The organism is Dactylosporangium sp. McL0621 (assembly GCF_049995355.1).
Taxonomy (GTDB): domain Bacteria; phylum Actinomycetota; class Actinomycetes; order Mycobacteriales; family Micromonosporaceae; genus Dactylosporangium.
Map to the genome: position 1 here is coordinate 3,605,395 of NZ_CP188259.1, position 19,015 is coordinate 3,624,409.

A 19,015-nucleotide genomic window follows, 5' to 3' on the forward strand; every position below is an offset into this window, starting at 1 on the left:
CGCGCTACCGCCGGTAGGACCCGCGCTACCGCCGCGCGGTCACCGTGAGCCGGCCGTAGGCGATGACGTGCGGGCCCATCGTGAACGCGGCCACCGCGGGCGGGGTGCTCGCGGGCAGGGCGAGGCTCGGCGTGTCGAGGGCGTACACGGTGATCTCGTAGTGGTGCCCGACGTCCCCGGCCGGCGGGCAGGGGCCGAGGTAGCCGGGCGCGCCCGCGTCGCCGGTGCCGTCGACCGTGCCGGCGGGCTCGGCGGCGTCGAGGGTCCGGGTGCCGGCCGGCAGGTCCCACGCCAGCCAGTGCCAGAAGCCGCTGCCTGTCGGGGCGTCCGGGTCGTACATCGTCACGGCGAGGCTGCGCGTGCCGTCCGGCGGGCTCGACCAGCGCAGCCGCGGGCGCGCGTTGGTGCCGGCGCAGCCGAACGCGTTCGCGAACATGTCCGCCGGGAACTTCCCGCCGTCGCGCACGTCGGGGCTGGCGACCGCGAACCGCGCGGCGCCGTCGGGGATGCCGCGGCGGACGGTGTGGTACCCGAAACCGCCGCTCGTCTGGTGCGCGGTCGCGGCGGTGGCGGAGCCGGCGAGCAGGGCCCCGGCGCCGGCGAGGATGGCGATGAGCTTTCTCATGCCGTTCAGCCTTCCCGGGCTTCCTGGTCCGTGGGAGATCGCGTGGAACCTGGTACCGGCGGTGCCACCATTGGCGCATGACGACGCAGCTCGGCGACTTCCTGCGGGCTCAGCGCGCCCGCCTCACGCCGCACGACGTCGGGCTCCCGGGCGGACCGCGGCGGCGCACTCCGGGGCTGCGGCGGCAGGAGGTGGCGGAGCTGGCCGCGGTGAGCGTCGACTGGTACATCCGGATGGAGCAGGGCCGCGCGGGCACCCCCGGCACGGCGGTCCTCGACGCGCTCGCGGCCGCGCTGCGGTTCTCGGAGGCCCAGCGCCAGCACCTGCACCTGATCGCCCGCGGCGAGGCCCCCGCGGCCCGCCACGAGCCGGCGCCGGTCGCCGCGTCGCTGCTCGCGGTGCTCGACGGGATGCCGCAGCTGCCGGCGTACCTCGTCGACTTCCGCTTCGACGTGCTGGCCTGGAACGCCGCGGCCACCGCCCTGTTCGGCGCCGACTTCGGCACCGGCCTGGCCGCGAACACGGCGCGGCTGCTGTTCCTCGGCGACGGCCCGCGCCGGACGCAGCTGGACTGGGAGTGCGTCGCCCGCGAGACGGTCGGCAACTTGCGCGCCAACCGCGCCCGCCACCCGGACGACGCCCGCCTGGGCGAGGTGATCGACGGCCTGCACCGCGAGAGCCGCGAGTTCGCCGCCTGGTGGGACGACCACACGGTGCACGAACGGACCCACGGGACCAAGCGCATCCGGCACCCGGCGGCGGGGGTCATCACGGTCTGCTACGACGCCTTGGCCACGCTGGACGGCTCGGGACAGCTGCTGTTCACCTTGACCCCGGCCACGCCCTCGGACGCGGACGCCCTGCGGACCGTCCTGACCCACCACACAGGAGCCTTGCGCAGCGTCTCGTGAGCGATTGCGCATCCCGTCGCCCGTTACGCGCAGTCTCGTAAGCGATTACACGGTCGGTTGGTTGTTGCGCGCAGTCCTGTAAGCGATTGCACGGTCTGGTGTGCGTTGCGTGAAGTCTCGTGAGCGATTGCGCAACCCATTGCCCTTTGCGCGCAGTCTCGTGAGCGGTTGCGCGGTCTGGTGTGCTTTGCGCGCAGTGCAGTGAGCGATTGCGCGGTCTGTTCGTTGTGCGCGCCTTCGCGTGAGCGACTGCATCGTCCACTGAGCGATGTGCGCGGTCTCTGGGCGAATGCGCGGTCTCGTGAGCGTTGCGCGCAATCAGGGAGCCCGATGTGCGTTTTCGTGCGCGTTGTGAGCGGGAGGGCCGCGGCCGGGTTGCGTGCCTCAGGTGCGGGGGAGTGTGCTGAGTGCGCAGAGACGTCTGGGTCGGGTCGCCGTTGTGTCGGGCTCCCTAGGCTGGTCGCCCGCGTGGCTAGGCGCGCGGCAGGACCGCGGTTACCGTCCAGCCTCGGACCGGGGCCGGGCCGGCCGAGCACGTGCCGCCGAGCAGGCCCGCTCGCTCCATCATGCCCAGCAGGCCGAAGCCGCCCGACGTCGCCGCTCGGGGCGGGGCCGTCTCGCCGTCGTCGGTGACCTGGAGGCGTACCGCGGCGTCGTCCGCCACCACGCTCACCTCGATGCGCGTGGCGTTGCGGGCGTGCCGGCGGGCGTTTGTCACCGACTCCTGGGCGAGGCGGAACACGGCCGTGCCGATCGGGGCCGGCAGGTCCTCGATGTCGCCGCTGATGGCCACGTCGACGGCCGGGCCCACGCGGTGTGCGCCCGCCAGGCCGTGCAGGTCGGCGAGGCCGGGCGTGGGGGCGAGCTCGGCCGGCTCGTCGGTGCGCAGGACCCGAACGATCCCGCGCATCTCGGTCAGGGCCCGTGTCGCCTCGGCCTCGATGAGGCGCAGGGCGTCGGTGGCGGCGTCGGGGTTGAACGGGGCCGTGGCCAGGCCGGCCTGGGCGCGGATGATCATCGCTGAGACGTGGTGGGCGACGGTGTCGTGCAGGTCGCGGGCCAGGCGTTCGCGCTCCAGGAGCTTCACCTGGTCGAGCTCGCGCAGGCGGAAGCGCGCCCGGTACCGCACCGCCGCCCCCAGCGCCGTCACCGCGAACAGGATGCCGAAGCCGGCGAGGGTGTCGTCCGGGCCCGCGTGGCCCGCCAGCCACCCGACGGCCAGCTTGGCGGTGATGATCGCGGCGCCGAGCACCGCCTGGCGGCCCGAGCCCCAGCGCGTCAGCGCGTAGCCGAGGAACAGCACGAACACGAAGCTGTTCAGGCCGAGGTCGAGGCCCGTCACGAACGGCGCGATCCCGCACGCGCCGAACGCGAACGCGACGGCCAGCAGCGGCCGGGTGCGCCGGATCAGCAGCGTCGGCAGGACGACGAGGGCGACCGCGCCCGTGAACCAGCGGTACGGCAACCCGGGCCGCAGCAGCACCTCCAGCACCACCGCGGCCGTGAACCCGACCAGGAGCAGCCAGTCGCGCCACACCCGCACGGGGGCGTCGGCCGGGCCGGGTTCGTCCCAGAAGGATCGGAGCTTGGCGAGCATCGTGTCAATGGTATGGGGTGGCGGGCGGGGCGGATCGGTCCAAAGTACGACTCGACGTCGTGCCGGTTTTGTCCGGTGTACCGCACGCGCGCCCGATTGCTGCGCAACGTACGCATCCGTCCTCACCGTTCTGTGGCCTTTGATCCGCTATGGTCGTATTAACTGGTAGGCGTGGGGGGCTACCACCTGGGGATCGATTTCGGCACGGCCCGCACCGCCGCGGTGCTGGCCCGGCCCGACGGACGGCGCGAGCTGCTTCTGCTCGAGCCGTCCGCGGTGTGCCTGGACAACGCGCCCCACTTCGTCGCCGGCGTCGCCGCGTGCGAGGCGGGCGCGGCGAACCCGGACCGCTTCGAGCCGTACCCGCGCCGGAGCATCGACCGCGGCGCCGTCGTGCTCGGCGGGGTCGAGTGCCCGGTCCGCAGCCTCTTCGCGGCCGTGCTCACCCACATCGCGGCCGTCGCGCGCAGGTCGTCGGCGGACCGGTGGCAAGCGTCGCGATCACCCACCCGGCGCACTGGCACCGGCCCCAGACGCAGGTGCTCGAGAGGGCCGCGGCGCTGGTCGGGCTGCGGCCGCTCCGGTTGGTACCCGAGCCCGCCGCGGCCGCACTGCACGCAGACGAGGTGGGAGCGCTGGGGCTGCCCGACGGTACCGCCGCCGTGGTTTTGGATCTTGGAGCGGGGTCGGTGGACGCCGCTGTGGTGCAGCGGACCGGCCGCACCGTGTCCGTGCTCTCGTCTCGATCGCCAACGAGGTCATGCAGCTGCGCAGCGAGATGGACCTGGCCGAGACGGACCTGAACGCGGCGGGGATCGGGCTGCGCGCGTCCGGGGCCGAGCTGGACGTCTTCGAGGCGGAGCTCGACCTGATGGTGACGAAGTTCCGGACGGTACGCGCGGCCGAGGAGCCGGCTCCGGAGCCGATCGCGGTGGAGCCGGAGGCCGAGCCGGAGCGAGAACCAGAACCGATCGCCGTCGAGGTCGAACCCGAGGCCGAAGAGGAGGCGGACGAGGAAGAGGAAGAGGCGTCCGTGTTCGTGCCCTGGGCGACCATCTCCCGCAGCGAAGCGGTAGAAGAGCCCGCCCTCCTCACCGTCAGCGACCCGGAGCCCGAGGTGGAGGAGAAGACCACGGTGACCAAGGCCGAGCCCGAGCCGGACGTCGAGGACTTCGGCGCGCTGGTACGGGTCGTGCGGCGCTACATGCAGTCGACCCGCCGCGGCGCCCTGGCCGATCCGTCCGATGACGGCGACGACGGCGACCCGGACGCCGAGCCCCCGCTGTCCGACGTCGCCGTCTCGCCCGCCCCGCGCTTCCCCGCGCCGAAGCTCACCCTGGCCGCCCGCAACCAGAAGCAGGCCCGGTGGCGGCGGGAGCAGCGGCAGCCGAGGGCGACCCGCCCGCGGGCGCACCGGCGCAAGCGGCTCAGCCCGCCCGTCAGCGCCGCGCTCACGCTGTTCGTGGCGCTTGTCGCGCTCGGCTCCGGTACCGTCATCGCCTTGAAAATGACCGGCGCGCTCCCCGAGCGGCAGTTCCAGGTGGGGGAGTGCGTCGCCCAGAGCGCCGAGCGCGCCACGGTCGTCGACTGCGACGCCCGCGGCGCGTTCGAGATCACCGAGCAGATCCCGAAGGCCGAGCGCTGCCCGGACGTCGACCAGCCCTTCGTCATCAAGGACCACGCCCAGTACTGCCTCGTCCCCGTCCCCGCCGGCCGCCGCTGAACGGGGGCTACGGCACGGTCTTCTCGATCGCGGCCGGTCCGAGCTCGTCGAGCTCATGCTGGGCGCGCCGCACGTTGTCCGGCGTCGGGTCGCGCCCCTCGGCCACGGCCAGGTCCTCGGCCGTCCACTCCTGCTCCGCCCCGGTGCGGGCAGGGCGGTCCCCGGACGCGTCGACCGTGCGCGCCGCCGCCGGGTTCCCCGAGATGATGGGTGTGTTGTCATCCATACCGCGGCTGTACCCGCCCGAGCCCCGCCTATGCCCTGTGGCACCCTGACCGGTATGGCGACCTTCGTACTGATTCCCGGCGGCTGGCACGGCGCTTGGGCGTACCGCGCGGTCGCCGACGCCCTGCAGGCCCGCGGCCACACGCCGGTGCCGGTCACCCTGACCGGCGTGGGCGACCGCGCCCACCTCGCCCACCCGGCCGTGAACCTGGACACCCACATCGACGACGTGCTGGCCCGCCTGGACCAGGCCGACCTGCACGACGTGGTGCTGGTCGGCCACAGCTACGGCGGCATGGTCGTCTCGGGCGTCGCCGACCGCGCCCCGCAGCGCGTGTCGGGCCTGGTGTACGTCGACGCGTACGTCCCGGCCGACGGCGACTCCTGCTGGACCCTGACCACTGACGCGTTCCGCGAGGTCTTCGCCGCGGGCGCGAAGGCCGACGGCTACTCGGTGCAGCCCCCGCCGCGGCTCGACCCGAGGGCCACCGCGCACCCGCTCGCCTCCCTGCTCCAGGCGATCCGCCTGCGCCACCCGATGCGCCACCGGCGGGCCTACGTGTACATGACCGAGTGGCGCGCGAGCCCGTTCACCCAGCTGTACGAGAAGCTGCGCACCGACCCGGAGTGGACCGTCCACACCATGCCGACGAGCCACAACGTCCTGAGCACCATGCCCGCCGAGCTGGCGGAGATCCTGCACCGCACGACCGGTCCCGCCGCGGGTCGCGACGGGACCGGCGGCGGACCGGGTCAGCCGATGAGCTGGTAGACCGGCTCCGGGCACTCGATGGCGCCGGCCGGGGCCGTCACCGGGTCGATCGAGCCGTACCCCGTGAAGGTCACCTCCATCGCCAGGTTCTCGTCCACCGAGGCCCCGTCGATGGTGAACACGGTGAGGCGGTTCTGCGCGTCGACCGTCGCCGTGAAGGGCAGCGTCTTCGCGCCCTCCTTCTTCGCCGCGGCCGACGTCGGGGCCATGATGCCCTTCACCGTGGTCACGTCGATGGTGCCGGTGTAGTGCGTCTTGTCGGCACGCTTGACGCCGGCGGTGTTCGAGAGCAGCTCGACGATGCCCACGTCCATCCGGCCGGCGGCGGTCAGCGGGATCTGCGAGCCCGTGATCTTCGAGCGGTCGACGTGCATCCACGCGGCCGGGTCCATGCCGTAGTGCTCGTTGATGGTGTCGCCGAAGTCGGCCTTGATGTACAGCTCCGGCGCCAGGATCGTGTAGCCGACCGAGAGGTGGGTCTTGCCGTCGCCGAGGCCGAGGTCCACGTCGCCGCCGATGGTCAGCACCGCCTTGCCGGCGGCCGGGTCGACGCGGCCGCCGCCGGTCATGACGCCCTGTCTGAGCGCGACGTTGTACGCGGTCGTGTCGAGGGTCTTCACCGCCTTCGTCAGGGCTTCCTGCGGCGGTACCGCGGCGGCGTTGTTCACGGCCTTGGCCGTGCCCGTCGTTCCGGTGCTGATCGAGGTCTCGCAGCCCGCCAGGGAGGCGAGCGCGAGCGCGCCGACGAGCGCGGCAGTTATGTGCTTCATGATGTATGTCCTCCAGGTAAGGCCCGCGCGAGCGTGGGCTACTGGAGAGTAGGAAGGGCCGCGCCGCCGCGACTACGACGCGTCCCACAGTGTCGGGAAGCGGCGGCCGATCGGTCGCCTAGCTTGCTCGGCGCCCGGTCCGGCCAGGTCTGGAGCCTGCGCCAACCGGCTCAGGGGCAGCCGTCGGCCAGCTCGCGCAGCTGGCCGGCGGTCCAGCGCTCCTCGCCGTGCCGGTTGACCAGGACCAGTTCGGCGACCGCGGGCCGGCCGCCGGGGCAGAGCGTGTCGGCGGCGGCCGCCCGGTGCCGCGGCTCGTGCAGCAGCTTGACGAACCCCGGGCGGTCGAGGTCGTGCTCCGGCCGGGTCGGCTCGAGGTACACCACGAGGACCAGCCCCTCGGCGGGTGCGGGCCGGGCCGGCAGCAGGCGGTCCCCGGTCACGGCGGCCAGCCGGTACACCCGCTTCCCCGTCGTGTCCGTCAGCGTGGGCGTCCGGTCGTCCAGCCGCAGGTGCACGTCCGGGTCGTTGCGCAGCAGGTTCGCGGCCAGCTCCAGCTCCCGGCGGAACGGCAGCTGGTCGGCGGCCGGTGCGGCCCCGGAGGCGTTGCGCAGCACCCCGGGCAGCGCGTCCGGGTTCTCCACGCGACCCGAGCCGGTGATCTCCTGCACCTCCGGGATCAGCTGGCCGGCGACGACCAGGTCGAGCGCGTCCAGGAGCAGCTGACGGTCCGCCGGCGTGAGGCTCGTCCGGCCGTGGACCATCGCGTCGGCGGCGCCCAGCAGCACCGTCTGCAGCGCCGGGTCGAGCTCCCGGACCGGCGGCGAGTACGCCGGGTCGAGCTGCACCGCGGCGAGGCGCTGCCGGGGGCCGGGGTCGAGGCCGTCCAGCGCCGGGCAGTACACCTGCGCGTGGTACAGCGCGTGGGCGGCCGCCGCCCGGAACCGCATCGAGGCGGTGGTCCTCGACTGGCCCGGGTCGAGCACGCCGAGGTGCGTGGCCCGCGGCTCCATGCCCGGGGTCACCGTCGCGATCACGGTCGCGTCGCAGGGTGCGGTGCCCGCGTTCGTCACCTTGACCGTCCACGAGCACTGCCCGCCGCCGCAGCCCTCGTCGTCGGGCTGGGACACGAACCGCGGCGCGGTCAGCCGGACCGAGTCCTGCGTCGCCGGCGGCGGCGGCGCGTCGGCGGCCGCGGCCCTATCCGGCGGCGGCAGCACCTGGCCGACCTGCTCGGTCACCTTCGCGAGGGTGGCATCGTCCGGTGTGGACAGTGTGACCCCGACGTACGGCGGCACGTTGTTCGGCTGGTAGGCGGGGACGAAGTTCGGGGCGGCCGCGCGGCCGGGCTTCCAGGCCGCGGGCTGCAGCGGTCCGAAGCCGGTCAGGTGCCCGCCGAACCAGACCACCGAGCGCGGCTCGGCGCGGGTGAGCAGCAGCAGCCAGCTGTCGTTGTCGACGATGTCGGCGTCGCGGCCCTGCCACGGTACGGTGCCGCCCGGCTTCGGATGCCCGGCCGCGGCGAAGCGCACCGACTCGGCGAGGCCCTTGGGCGTGAGCGCGCGGGTGATGTCGATCGGCAGGATCAGCCCGTCCTTGGGCAGGATCCACTTGTCGGCGAGCGCCGACGCCTGCGCGGGGGCGCGCCGCGACCACCAGGCGGTGTCGGCGCGCACGACGGTCCGGGTGCCGTTGGTGCGCACCTCCGCCCGGCCGCCGCCCGGGTCGGTGACGAGGCCGGTGCCGAGCCCGGCCGCGGTGACGGTGAACTCGGCGTCCACGAGCGTGCCGTTGCGATCGCCGAAGGTCAGTTCCGCATGGGTACCGCCGGATGCCGCGATCGCCTTCACCGCCGCGGCGATGCCGGCCGAGGGGTCGTCCCCGGCCGCGTGCCGCCCGGCGAGCACGATCACCACGACGGCGGCGACGGTGAGCGCGAGGACCCAGGCGGCGAGCGCGACCGGCATCCAGGATCGCCGGGCCGGCGCGGCCGGACGGTGCGAGACCGGCGGGACCGGCCAGATCGGCGAGACCGGCGGAGCCGGCTCGGGCTCCTCCTCGTCGGCGTCCGCGTCCGGCGGCGCCCCGGCGTAGCGGGACGGCGGGGACGCCCACGGCGAGGGGGCGTCGAACGGCGACGGGTCGGCCGGCCGCGCCCACGGCGACGGCTCGTCCGGTCGGTCGCTCATCGCCCCTCACCCTCGGTCACCGAACGTCATCGATGCACTGCGCTGCGATGGTACTCCCGGGACCTTGGAACGGGATGGAACGCGGGCGAGGACGTGACCTTGGTCCCGCTCCAGCCGCCGCTGCCCGCCGCCCTGCACGTGCTGCACCGCTGGGCGCCGTCCGTGCGCGTCGAGGCGATCGCGGGCGATCGCGCCGCCGGGCCAGGAGCTGGGCCGGCTGGCCGCCCGCCTGCTGCGCGACATCCTCGAGTCGGCGGAGTCGCGGGCCGGTGGCGCGGGGGAGTGGTACTGCGCCGGGCTGCCGGTGCGCCCCTCCTTCGCCGCCGCCGGCCGCCCGGTCCGGCTGGCCTTCCGGGGCTTCCGGCGCACCGCCTACATCGACGCCGGCTACTGCATCGAGGGGGCCGCCAGCAGGTGATCGCGCAGGAGCGGGGCCAGCTCGACGCCGTCCGTGGCGGCCGGGTCGAGCCAGTAGAGCTCCTCGATCTCGGCCAGGGGCTCGACCGGGCCGTGCAGCGGGGCGGTGTACACGTCCGCGTCCACGGTGAAGCCGGCCTCGTTGGCGGCCGGCGCCGTGAACCGGCCCACGTGCCCGAGCTCGGCCGCCTCCACCCGCAGCCCCAGCTCCTCGGCCAGCTCACGCACGAGCGCGTCCGGCGCGGCCTCGCCCGGCTCCAGCTTGCCGCCGGGCTGCATGAAGACCGAGGTGCCGCGCTTGCGTACGAGCAGCCAGCGGCCGGCGGGGTCGCGGAGCACGGCGGCGACGATGCGGATCACGGGCACCCGAAGAGCCTAGCGTCCGGCCGTGCGAGGATAGATTGTTCAACGATCCGCCATTGTGCGATGCTGCACAGCGTGACGCGTGCTGCCCCTGCCGGTGACTGGACCCTCGCGCTGGCCGACGACCGGGCCCAGCTCGACCGCGGCGGCTACGGCGAGCGGGTCGCCGACGTGCTGCGCGACCGCATCACGCAGGGCGTGTTCCCGCCCGGCACGCGGCTGAGCGAGGAGGCGCTGCGCGAGGCGCTCGGGGTCTCGCGCAACACGCTCCGTGAGGCCTTCCGGCTGCTGTCCCACGAGGGGCTGCTGACGCACGAGTTCAACCGCGGCGTGTTCGTCCGCGAGCTGACCGCCGACGACGTGCGCGACCTGTATGCGATCCGCCGCATCCTGGAGGGGGCCGCGGTGCGCGGGGTGCAGGCCGCGCCGCCGGGCGCGCTCGAGCCCATCCGGGAGGCGGTGGAGTCGGCCGAGGAGGCGGCGGCGCGGGGCGCCTGGGTCGAGGTCGGCACCGCGAACATGCGGTTCCACCAGGCCGTGGCGGGCCTGGCGGGCAGTCGCCGGGTGAGCGAGACGGTGCGCCGGCTGCTGGCCGAGCTCCGGCTGGTGTTCCTGGTGATGTCGGCGCCGCGGGAGTTCCACGAGCCGTACCTGCTGACCAACCGCAAGATCTACGAGCTGCTCGCAGCCGGCGACGCCCGGGCCGCCGACAAGGCGCTGGCGGTCTACCTCGACGCGGCCGAGCGGCAGCTGCTGGACGCGTTCGAGGCGTGAGGGCCGGCGCCTACTTGAGGGCGCCGTGCAGAAACAGGTCCACCAGGTCGGCCGCCTCCACGTCCGCCGTGAGCGGTGAGCGGCCCCGGGCGAACATGAAGCCCAGGAACACCTCGGCGGCCGCCGGGGCGGGCACGCGCAGCTGAGCCTGGTCGGGCTGGAACAGGTCCGCGATCGCGGTCTTCGTCGCGGCCTGGGACTCGTCGCGGCGCACCCGCCGGCCGTCCTCGGCGGTGGGCGGGGTGCGCTGCAGCGGCCGGCCCGTCGCGGCGAGCGAGCCGAGCACGGCGCCCATCCGCCCGAAGTGGCCCTGCACCGCCTCAGCCGCCTCGAGCAGGCGGTCGGCGAGGGGCTGCTCCAGCGAGATGGTCTCGAGGTGGTCGATGAGCTGCGTCGGGTCGAGGGCGCGCGCGATGCACGCCTGGATGAGCTCCTCCTTGTCGGCGAAGACCCGGAAGATCGTGGCCTCCCCGATGCCGGCGGCGCGGGCGATCTGGGCCGTGGTGACGTTGCTGCCGTACTCGGCGACCAGCGGCAAAGCGGTCTGCACGATCATCTCGCGGCGCTGCTCGGTGCTCATGCCCGGCGCGCGCCGCCGGGGGGCGTTGCTGTCCGTCATGGCGTCCAGACTACGGAGTGAGTACTCACTCCGTCAAGTGATAGAAAACCTCCTATTGCTGAATCGTTGAACAATCCTCTACCTTGAGCGGTGAGCCTGGTCTCGCGATCCGTTAGGAGCCCACCCATGGCAGAGCGGATAAACCAGCACCACTCAGCACCGCGGCGGGTCATTCTCGCCGCCCTGGTCGGTACCTCACTGGAGTGGTACGACTTCTTCCTCTACGGCTCGGCCGCGGCCCTCGTCTTCGGCAAGCTGTTCTTCCCGTCGTTCGCGAGCATGACGGCCACCCTGCTCGCCTTCGCCACCTACGCCGTGGGCTTCGTGGCCCGGCCGCTCGGCGGGATCGTCTTCGGCCACTTCGGCGACCGCGCCGGGCGCAAGGGCGTGCTCGTCGTGACGCTGGTGCTCATGGGCGGGGCGACCTTCGCCATCGGGCTGCTGCCGACCTACGCCACGTGGGGCGCCGCGGCCCCGATCCTGCTGGTGACGCTGCGGTTCCTGCAGGGCCTCGGCCTCGGCGGCGAGTGGGGCGGCGCCGTGGTGATGACGATGGAGCACGGCTCCGACGAGCGGCGCGGGCTCAACGCGTCGTGGCCGCAGGTCGGGGTGCCGGCGGGGAACCTGCTCGCGGCCGGCGTGCTGTGGGTGCTCAACGCCGTGCAGTCCGACGCCGCGTTCCTGTCGTGGGGCTGGCGGCTGCCGTTCCTGCTCTCCGGCGTGCTCGTGCTCGTCGGCCTGTGGATCCGGTTCGCGGTCGCCGAGTCGCCGCAGTTCGCCGAGGTGCGGACCACCGCGGAGGCGGCCCGGATGCCGCTGGTCGAGGTGCTCGTCAAGCACCCGCGCAGCCTGCTCGTGGCGATGGCGGCCCGGATCGGCACCGACGTCGCGTTCTACGTGTTCACGCTGTACGTGCTGACGTACGTGACCGGCACCGTGAAACTGCCCCGCGGCGTCGCGCTCTCGGCGGTGCTGATCGGCTCCGCGCTGCAGCTCGTGCTCATCCCGCTGTTCGGCGCGCTGTCGGACCGGGTGGGGCGCCGGCCCGTGTACGCGGCCGGCGCGATCGGCGCCGCGCTGTGGGCGTTCGCGTTCTTCCCGCTGCTGGACACCGGCAACCGGGCGGCGATCGTGCTCGCCGTTGTCGTCGCGCTCGTCGCGCACGCGGCCATGTACGGGCCGCAGGCCGCCTTCGTGGCCGAGCAGTTCGCCGCGCGCCTGCGCTACTCCGGTGCTTCGATGGGGTACCAGATCGCGGGCATCTTCGGCGGGGCCCTCGCGCCGATCATCGCGGTCAAGCTCGTGGCCTCGACCGGCACCGCGCTCAGCGTCTCGATCTACGTCCTGGCCGCCCTGGCCCTGACCGGCGTCGGCCTCGCCTTCGCCGAGGACGAGCCGCGGCCGAGCCTGCGGCTGGCGGAGGTGGCCCCGTGACGACGCCGATCACCAAGCGGCCCCGCGAGGTCTGGACCGTCTCGATCCTGCTCTTCTGCTTCGGCCTGCTCGGCACCGTGCTGTCGCTGTTCCTCGCCGGGCTGGTCGCCGGCGAGGACGACATCCCGGGCTTCGTCACCTTCGCCGTCTACGCCGGGGCGGTCCTCGCCGCCGCCGAGATCCTCGCCGGGGTCTTCGTGTTCCTCGGCCGGGAGTGGGCCCGCCGCATCGCGATCGCGGTGTGTGTCCTCAATGGACTCAGCGGCCTGGTCACGCTCGCGTCCGGCGTCGTGCTCCAGGCGCTGGTCGGCATCGTCGTCAACATCGCGCTCATCGTGAACCTGTCCAAGGACGAGGTGAGGTACTGGTGCCGGCCGGACTGAGGCGGCGGGCCCCGCTGGCGGCGGCGGTGGTCGTGGGCGTCATCGCCGTCGCCGGCACCTACGTGTGGCTGCGGCCGGACGGCGAGGCCGAGGGCAACCGGGGGCGCGGCGACTGCGTGCAGATCGAGGTCAGCGCCTCCACCGAGAAGGGCGACCTGCTCGCGGAGCTGGCGTCGCGGTACAACACCGCGGGCCGCGTCTTCGACGGGCACTGCGCCGGGGTCTCGGTGCACAAGAAGACCTCCGGCGCGGCGATGGAGTCCATCGTGGCCGGCTGGAACACCGGCGCCGACGGGCCCGCCCCGCAGGTGTGGGCGCCCTCGTCGTCGCTGTGGCTCGGCCTCGCCCGCGAGCGCGCCACCGGCACCGACCGGGCCGCGCCGCTGGACGACACCCCGGACGCCGACGTGCCCTCGATCGCGCAGAGCCCGCTGACGATCGCCATGCCCAAGCCGATGGCCGAGGCGCTGGGCTGGCCGGGCAAGCCGCTCGGCTGGGCCGACGTGCTCGCCCTCGCAAGCGACCCGCGCGGCTGGGGCGCCTACGGGCACCCGGAGTGGGGCCGGTTCACGCTCGGCAAGGACAACCCCCACCTGTCCACGTCGGGCCTGGCCGCCACCGCCGCGGCGTACTACGCGGCGAGCGGCAAGTCCAGCGACCTCACCGACGCCGACCTGGCCCGGCCGCAGGTGCGCGACTTCGTGCGCGGGGTCGAGGCCAGCGTCGTGCACTACGCCGACGACGCCGTGAAGTTCCTCGGCAACCTGGCCGAGGCCGACGCGCAGGGCCGCTCGACGTCGTACGTCAGCGCGATCGCCATGCAGGAGCAGCTGCTGTACCTGTACGACTCCGGCGCCCCCGACGGCGACCCCGCGCAGATCGGCAAGGGCCGCCGGCCGAGCGTGCCGCTGGTGGCGATCCACCCGAAGGACGGCACGCTGATGATGGACCACCCGTACGTGGTCCTGGCCTCGGCGACGGCGGAGCAGCGGGCCGCGGCCGCGGACTTCCTCGGCTTCCTGCGGCAGCCGGCGCAGCAGCAGCGTCTCGCCGACCTCGGCTTCCGCGACTACCAGGGCCGGGCCGGCCCCGCGCTGGCCACGGCGATCGGGCTGCCCGCGAGCGAGCCGGCGCTGTCGCTCATCGACCCGCCGGCCCCGCAGATCCTGTCCCGCATGCTGGCCGGCTGGGACGACCTGCGCAAGAAGGCGCGGGTGCTGCTCGTCATGGACGTCTCAGGCTCGATGAACGAGCCGGCGGGCGGCGGGCGGACCCGGCTGGAGGCCGCGAAGGCCGCCGCGATCGAGGGGCTCAAGCGGCTGCACCCCGACGACGAGGTGTCGCTGTGGCAGTTCTCGACCGAGGAGGCCGGGGGCCCGCGGCCGTACGCCGAGGTCGTCCCCTTCGGCCCGATGCGCGACAACCAGAGGCCGCTCACCACGGCGATCCAGGGCCTGCACCCCGAGGGCGGCACGGCCCTGTACACGACCGTCCGGGCCGCCCAGCAGAGCATGGTCCAGGGGTACGCGACCGACCGGATCAACGCGATCGTGCTGCTGACCGACGGCAAGAACGAGTACCCGCGCGACAACGACCTCGACGCGCTGCTGCGCGACGTCAACGCCGACAGCCTGGAGCGCTCGGTGCGGGTCTTCGCGATCGCCTTCGGCGACAAGTCCGACCTCAAGACCCTGTCGAGCATCGCGCGCTCGTCGCGGGCCGCGGCCTACGATGCCCGCAACCCGTCGAGCATCAACGATGTCTTCGTCTCGGTGCTCAGCAATTTCTGATGCCGGGGCATTGTCCGGGGTGGATATCCTCGCGGCTGCCGGTGATGCTCGCCGGCGCCGCGGGGGAGGCGGTGCGGGATGAGGTACCTGAGGGGGCTGGCGGCCGCCGCGGTCGTCGCCGGGGCGGCCGGGCTGTGCATCTGGGCCGGGCACATCGGCTCCACGGGCTGGTGGCGCGGGATCGCGACGCTGGCCGTCGGCCTGGTCGCCTGGGTGGTCGTGTCGTTCGTGCCGGCCCTCGTCGCGCTCGACGGCGGCGAGGAGGCCGGCTGCGCGCTCGCGGTGCCGGCGCTGGCGCTCGTCTGGGCCCTGATCTGGCTCACCACCGTCGACGTCGAGATCCACTCGGAACAGTGGCAGGCGGTCGCCGTCATGGACAAGGACTGCCAGTCCTCGGACAGCGGATGCGCCTGGCGGTACCGGGTGAGCGACCTGCGCACCGAGCGCGACCTCGGCTGGATCTACTGCGACGACAAGGGCCTCGACCCCGGCGACCACACCCGCGTGCGCGCCGACCCGTCAGGGCGGCACCGGCCGAGCCTGGAGCCGTGCGCGCACACCTCGCACGGCTGGACCATCGCCCTGCGCGTCGTGCAGGGCCTGTGGGTGGTGGCGATGCTGGCCGCCTTCGGCATGGCGGTGTTCGGCTACGACGACTTCTGAGCGGAGCGCCCCAGCCGGCGCAGCACCGTCCACTGGGGCTCGAACGTGAAGCCGAGCGACTCCTTGGCCTCGCGCGCCCCCTTGCCGGCCAGCACCAGCGGCCGCCCGGCGTCGAGGAGGTCGCGCAGCTGCCGGCTGAACTGGTCGAACCACAGGCCGGTGCGGCGGTCGCCCAGCGGGGGCGCGCCCCACGGGCCCAGCAGCGGCGCGACCGGGTGGTCGAACATCGCCGTCGCCGCGATCAGGGTGCCGTCGGGCTCCTTGTACGTCAGCATGCGCACGTCCGGCAGGCCGAGCATGGTCGTGAACAGCCGCAGGGACCACATGCGCAGCGGCGGCCAGCGCCGGGTGTGGTTGCGCCGGGCCGCGTCGGCGGTGAGCCGGTGCAGCTCGGCCAGGTCGACGCCCGACTCGGCCGGCGGGCCCGACCAGACCACGGTGTCCGGGTCGGCGTCGATGCGCCGCAGCAGCCGGCGCTGGTCGCCCCGGCGCGACTTGCTCAGCGAGGCCAGGTACGCCTCGTAGCCGCCGAACCGGTTGCGCAGCACGGCGACCGGGGCCCCGGCCCGCACGAGCGTGACGCCGGGCAGGAACACGGGCAGCTCGGTGCGGTACACCTGGCGATAGGCGACCGCGGGGACCCTCGGCCCGAACTCGGCCCGCACGGCCCGCTCGAACGCGAGCACCGCCGCGCCCAGCAGCTCCGGCCCCGGGCGCCCGGCCGGGTCCAGCGTGCCCGGCAGCCCGTCGGGCAGGCCCAGGCCGGGCAGCGCGCCGATCGCCGGGTGCTCGACGTCGGCCACGCCCGCCAGCACCCGGCGCCGGCCCAGCCCGTGCACGCGCGCCCCGGCCAGCCCGATCGGCCGGCCGCCGGCACGGAACACCCCGGCGATCACGCCGCCGCCGCGCTCGGCCGCGATCGTGTGGATCACCGGCCAGTCCCACAGGTGGTGCAGGCCCGCGTGCCGGATCGCCTCGGCCCAGCCGGGCGGCGGCGTGGGGGAGAGCGGGTCGGCGAGCTCGAGGACGAGCTCGGATGCGGATGCTTCAATGGCCGCATGCGCGCTCGCACGGTCGCCCTGCTGCTCGCCGGACGCGGAGCCGGGCGGCTGGCCCAGTACGGCGCCGGGTTCGCGCTGCTGGCCGTGTGGGGGCCGGACGAGTTCGCGGGCTACGCGGCGGCGGTCGGCGTCGGGCTGTGGGCCTTCGCCCTGGCCGCCACCGGGGTGGAGCGGTCCGCCCTGGTCACGCTGCCCCCGGTCGCCGCGGCCGACTTGGTCCAACCGGTTCCCGTCGCCGAGGGCGCCCCCGTGGCCCCGGTCCCCGTCGTCCCGGCCGGGTCGGTCGGCGTCGGCGCGGACGGCACGGTCGAGTCGATGCGCGGTGCTGCCGGTGCGCCCGTCGGGCCCGGTCGGCGGGCGCTCGAGGGGATGTTCGCGGCGCTCGGACTGTTCCCGTTCGCGCTGGCGCTGGCGGCGTGCGCGGCGGCCCAGCTGCTGGATCCCGGGGGTGCCGGCCCGCGGTACACGGCCGGGATCGCCTTCATGACCGGCACCGGCGCCCTCGCCGTGCTCGTCGCCCTGCTGCGGCTGCGGGGCCGGCCCGGGGCCGATCCGGCGGCCTATGCCGTGCTCTCGGCCGCGTACGGGGCCGCGGTCGCCCTCGCCGCCCTGGCCGGGTTCGGGGCCGGTGGGGTGCTCGCGTTCCTCATCGCCGTCACCGCCGCCATCGTCGCCGTGCTGCTGGCCGTGCTGCGGCCGGCGTGGCGCGGGGCCGGGCGCGCGGCCGTCGTCGCCGCCGTGCGCACCGGCGGGCTCTTCGCGGCCGGCGACGTGCTCGGCAACGCCGCCGTGTCCGTGCTCTACGCCGAGCTGGCCGCCCTCGCCCCGGCGGCCCAGGGCAGCCTGCTCTACATCGGGCTCACCGTCTCGGTTGCGCTCGGCGCGCTGAGCAACTACGTCCTGCGGCTCTGGCAACCTGCGATCCTCGTCTGGTTGGCGGCCGACCCGGCCGGCTCGCCCGCCCGGGTACGGCGCGGGCTCGTCGGGGCGGGCCTGGCCGGGGTGGTCGCGACGGTCGCCGCGGGCCTGGCCGGGCACCTGGTCGTCGCGCTGGCGGTGGAGATCGCCACGTTCCTGGCGGTGTCGGGCGCGGCGTTCGTGGTGGAGAGCATCGACGACCGGGCCCGGCTCAACTCGGCGCTGAGCGCCCTGGCCGGCCTCGGCGTCGTGGCCCTGGCCGGCTTGCTGCTGATCCCCGGCGGCGGCGCGGCCGGAGCACTGGTGGCGCTGGCGGCCGGCTGGCTCGCGCGGGTGCCGTGGCTGTTCGCGGCGGCCCGCCACCCGGCCGGTGCCGCGACCGCGCGGGGCGGACCTTCCGGCCCGGCGTGAGCGCGGGTGCCGTGGTCGTTCACGATGACGGCCCGCCGTCCGGCCGGTAGCGCGACCGCACCAGGCGGGCCTTCCCGCCCGGCGTGAGCTCGAGCCGGTCGATGCGCCGGAAGTGCAGCGGCAGGTCGAAGCCGAGCAGCTCGCGCAGCATCCCGCGCACGCCGTCGCAGACCTCGTCGAAGCCCAGCCCGGCCGCCGGGTCCAGCTGCAGCGAGACCGTCACGTCGCCGGCCTCGTCCTGGCGCACCGAGAACTCGGCGATGCCCGGCTGCTTGAGCGTCACGGCCGCGAACGCGCCGAAGTAGACGACGGTACCGTCGCGCAGCACCAGGCTGTCCTCGATGCGCCCGTCGAGCAGGCGCATCCGGCCGAACCGGCTGCCGCACGGGCACGCGCCGGGCACCTCGGCGACGCGGTCGTCGATGCGGTACCGCACCAGCGGCATCGCCCGCTCCCGGAAGTGCGTCACGACGGCCACGCCGGGCGTCCCGGGCGGCACCGGGCGCCCGTCGTCCGGGTCGACCACCTCGAACACGACCCGGTCCGCGTCGACGTGCATGGACCCGTGCCGGCACTCGGTGGCGATGGTGAGCACCTCGAACGCCGAGTACTCGTCGCGCACCGGCACCCCGAAGCCCTCGGTGAGCAGCGCCCGCGTCTCCGCGGTGAGCAGCTCCGACTCGCTGAGGACGAGCCGCAGCGAGCGCCGCAGCCGGGCGAGCTCCTCCGGGCTCAGCTCGCGCAGCACGGCGCGCAGCATCACCGGGTAGCCCATGAGCACGCCGGGCCGCAGCGCCAGGACGGCCTCGGCCAGCTCCCGGCCGGGCCGCCCGGCGTGGACCACGGTGCGCCGGAACAGCCCGAAGCGCTGGAACCACCGGCTCGGCCGGGGGAACGGCTTCAGGTGCGCGATCGTCCACCAGGGACGGCAGCCGGCCCGCAGGAACCGGCGCAGCAGGGTGGCGCCGTGGTAGCCGTAGGCGCCGGCGTCGTGGCGCACCTTGAGCACCGAGCCGGTCGAGCCGGCGGTGGTGTCGGTCTGGAACCAGCCGCGCTCGGGGGCGTGGAAGCGCTCGGGCCGCGCGCGCACCTCGGCCTTGCCGATGATGGGCAGGCGCGCGAGGTCGGCCAGGCGGGCCAGCGGGCGCGCGTAGGCGGGGTCGCGGTAGTGCTCGACGTCGGCGCGGGCGGCCGCGAGCATGGCGTTGACCCCGTCGAGCCGGCGGCGCTCGATCGCCGCCACGGACCGCCGCGGCGCGACAAGCGCGGCGGCGACGTACCACAGCTCGCGAACGGCGACCGCCGCACCCTGGCTCATGCGGTCCATCGCAGTGACGATCAATGTCAATATCAAGGCCCCGGTCGCATTCCCG

At 74.5% G+C, this 19,015-nt stretch carries 20 protein-coding genes; 10 read left to right on the forward strand and 10 right to left on the reverse strand.

The features are described 5' to 3' along the window. Nucleotides 1-25: 25 nt before the first annotated feature. Nucleotides 26-625, reverse strand: a complete 600-nt coding sequence (locus ACPPVO_RS17010) for a YbhB/YbcL family Raf kinase inhibitor-like protein (RefSeq protein WP_426512170.1) — start codon at nucleotides 623-625, stop codon at nucleotides 26-28. 77 nt (nucleotides 626-702) lie between these two features. On the opposite strand from ACPPVO_RS17010, the gene ACPPVO_RS17015 reads away from it, so the two are divergent. Further along, nucleotides 703-1,536, forward strand: coding sequence for a helix-turn-helix transcriptional regulator (locus tag ACPPVO_RS17015; RefSeq protein ID WP_426512171.1), 834 nt, complete (start codon nucleotides 703-705; stop codon nucleotides 1,534-1,536). Nucleotides 1,537-2,008: 472 nt separating this feature from the next. Here ACPPVO_RS17015 and ACPPVO_RS17020 read toward each other — a convergent pair whose 3' ends face one another. Then, entirely contained in the window at nucleotides 2,009-3,133 is a 1,125-nt protein-coding gene (locus ACPPVO_RS17020; protein WP_426512172.1) for a sensor histidine kinase, read from the reverse strand. Nucleotides 3,134-3,280: 147 nt separating this feature from the next. Then, nucleotides 3,281-3,583: a hypothetical protein gene (locus tag ACPPVO_RS17025; RefSeq protein WP_426514964.1), complete on the reverse strand. Its 303-nt coding sequence runs from the start codon at nucleotides 3,581-3,583 to the stop codon at nucleotides 3,281-3,283. Here ACPPVO_RS17025 and ACPPVO_RS17030 point away from each other — a divergent pair. Next, the gene (locus ACPPVO_RS17030) at nucleotides 3,544-3,936 is read left to right on the forward strand and encodes an Hsp70 family protein (protein ID WP_426512173.1); all 393 of its coding nucleotides are present in this window, start codon (nucleotides 3,544-3,546) and stop codon (nucleotides 3,934-3,936) included. The two genes, ACPPVO_RS17025 and ACPPVO_RS17030, sit on opposite strands and share 40 nt — an antisense overlap. After that, on the forward strand, nucleotides 3,894-4,856 hold the full coding sequence (locus ACPPVO_RS17035) for a hypothetical protein (RefSeq protein WP_426512174.1): 963 nt from the start codon (nucleotides 3,894-3,896) through the stop codon (nucleotides 4,854-4,856). The genes ACPPVO_RS17030 and ACPPVO_RS17035 overlap by 43 nt, the downstream gene beginning before the upstream one ends. A 7-nt stretch (nucleotides 4,857-4,863) precedes the next feature. Here ACPPVO_RS17035 and ACPPVO_RS17040 read toward each other — a convergent pair whose 3' ends face one another. After that, nucleotides 4,864-5,082 (reverse strand): hypothetical protein, encoded by a 219-nt coding sequence (locus ACPPVO_RS17040; RefSeq protein WP_360387388.1) that lies wholly within the window; start codon nucleotides 5,080-5,082, stop codon nucleotides 4,864-4,866. Nucleotides 5,083-5,136: 54 nt separating this feature from the next. Here ACPPVO_RS17040 and ACPPVO_RS17045 point away from each other — a divergent pair, with 54 nt between their 5' ends. Then, nucleotides 5,137-5,853 (forward strand): alpha/beta fold hydrolase, encoded by a 717-nt coding sequence (locus ACPPVO_RS17045; RefSeq protein ID WP_426512175.1) that lies wholly within the window; start codon nucleotides 5,137-5,139, stop codon nucleotides 5,851-5,853. On the opposite strand, the gene ACPPVO_RS17050 is transcribed toward ACPPVO_RS17045, so the two are convergent. The 3 genes from ACPPVO_RS17050 to ACPPVO_RS17060 all read right to left on the reverse strand — a co-directional run bounded on the left by ACPPVO_RS17050 (nucleotide 5,835) and on the right by ACPPVO_RS17060 (nucleotide 9,592). After that, nucleotides 5,835-6,623 carry a hypothetical protein gene (locus ACPPVO_RS17050; RefSeq protein ID WP_426512176.1) on the reverse strand — a complete coding sequence of 263 codons (789 nt, stop codon included), beginning with the start codon at nucleotides 6,621-6,623 and terminating at the stop codon, nucleotides 5,835-5,837. The genes ACPPVO_RS17045 and ACPPVO_RS17050 overlap by 19 nt on opposite strands. Nucleotides 6,624-6,793: 170 nt before the next feature. Further along, nucleotides 6,794-8,809: a hypothetical protein gene (locus tag ACPPVO_RS17055; protein ID WP_426512177.1), complete on the reverse strand. Its 2,016-nt coding sequence runs from the start codon at nucleotides 8,807-8,809 to the stop codon at nucleotides 6,794-6,796. A 387-nt stretch (nucleotides 8,810-9,196) separates the two neighbouring features. Further along, entirely contained in the window at nucleotides 9,197-9,592 is a 396-nt protein-coding gene (locus tag ACPPVO_RS17060) for an NUDIX hydrolase (RefSeq protein WP_426512178.1), read from the reverse strand. 72 nt (nucleotides 9,593-9,664) lie between these two features. Between ACPPVO_RS17060 and ACPPVO_RS17065 the strand changes: the two genes are divergently transcribed. Next, nucleotides 9,665-10,363: a GntR family transcriptional regulator gene (locus tag ACPPVO_RS17065; RefSeq protein ID WP_360387188.1), complete on the forward strand. Its 699-nt coding sequence runs from the start codon at nucleotides 9,665-9,667 to the stop codon at nucleotides 10,361-10,363. Between the two features lie 10 nt (nucleotides 10,364-10,373). On the opposite strand, the gene ACPPVO_RS17070 is transcribed toward ACPPVO_RS17065, so the two are convergent. Further along, nucleotides 10,374-10,982, reverse strand: coding sequence for a TetR/AcrR family transcriptional regulator (locus ACPPVO_RS17070; RefSeq protein WP_426512179.1), 609 nt, complete (start codon nucleotides 10,980-10,982; stop codon nucleotides 10,374-10,376). Nucleotides 10,983-11,108: 126 nt separating this feature from the next. On the opposite strand from ACPPVO_RS17070, the gene ACPPVO_RS17075 reads away from it, so the two are divergent. From ACPPVO_RS17075 to ACPPVO_RS17090, 4 genes are all read left to right on the forward strand, one after another. Beyond that, nucleotides 11,109-12,416 (forward strand): MFS transporter, encoded by a 1,308-nt coding sequence (locus ACPPVO_RS17075; RefSeq protein WP_426512180.1) that lies wholly within the window; start codon nucleotides 11,109-11,111, stop codon nucleotides 12,414-12,416. Continuing rightward, nucleotides 12,413-12,799, forward strand: coding sequence for a hypothetical protein (locus ACPPVO_RS17080; protein ID WP_426512181.1), 387 nt, complete (start codon nucleotides 12,413-12,415; stop codon nucleotides 12,797-12,799). Before ACPPVO_RS17075 ends, ACPPVO_RS17080 begins: the two co-directional genes overlap by 4 nt. After that, complete coding sequence (locus tag ACPPVO_RS17085) at nucleotides 12,784-14,589, forward strand: extracellular solute-binding protein (protein WP_426512182.1); 1,806 nt, start codon at nucleotides 12,784-12,786, stop codon at nucleotides 14,587-14,589. Before ACPPVO_RS17080 ends, ACPPVO_RS17085 begins: the two co-directional genes overlap by 16 nt. Nucleotides 14,590-14,667: 78 nt before the next feature. Continuing rightward, complete coding sequence (locus tag ACPPVO_RS17090; RefSeq protein ID WP_426512183.1) at nucleotides 14,668-15,252, forward strand: hypothetical protein; 585 nt, start codon at nucleotides 14,668-14,670, stop codon at nucleotides 15,250-15,252. On the opposite strand, the gene ACPPVO_RS17095 is transcribed toward ACPPVO_RS17090, so the two are convergent. After that, a complete protein-coding gene (locus ACPPVO_RS17095) occupies nucleotides 15,237-16,184 on the reverse strand; it encodes a hypothetical protein (RefSeq protein WP_426512184.1) in 948 nt (315 codons plus the stop codon). The genes ACPPVO_RS17090 and ACPPVO_RS17095 overlap by 16 nt on opposite strands. A gap of 126 nt (nucleotides 16,185-16,310) precedes the next feature. Between ACPPVO_RS17095 and ACPPVO_RS17100 the strand changes: the two genes are divergently transcribed. Next, nucleotides 16,311-17,642, forward strand: coding sequence for a hypothetical protein (locus ACPPVO_RS17100; RefSeq protein WP_426512185.1), 1,332 nt, complete (start codon nucleotides 16,311-16,313; stop codon nucleotides 17,640-17,642). A 19-nt stretch (nucleotides 17,643-17,661) separates the two neighbouring features. On the opposite strand, the gene ACPPVO_RS17105 is transcribed toward ACPPVO_RS17100, so the two are convergent. Then, on the reverse strand, nucleotides 17,662-18,960 hold the full coding sequence (locus ACPPVO_RS17105) for a phenylacetate--CoA ligase family protein (protein WP_426512186.1): 1,299 nt from the start codon (nucleotides 18,958-18,960) through the stop codon (nucleotides 17,662-17,664). Nucleotides 18,961-19,015 lie beyond the last annotated feature (55 nt).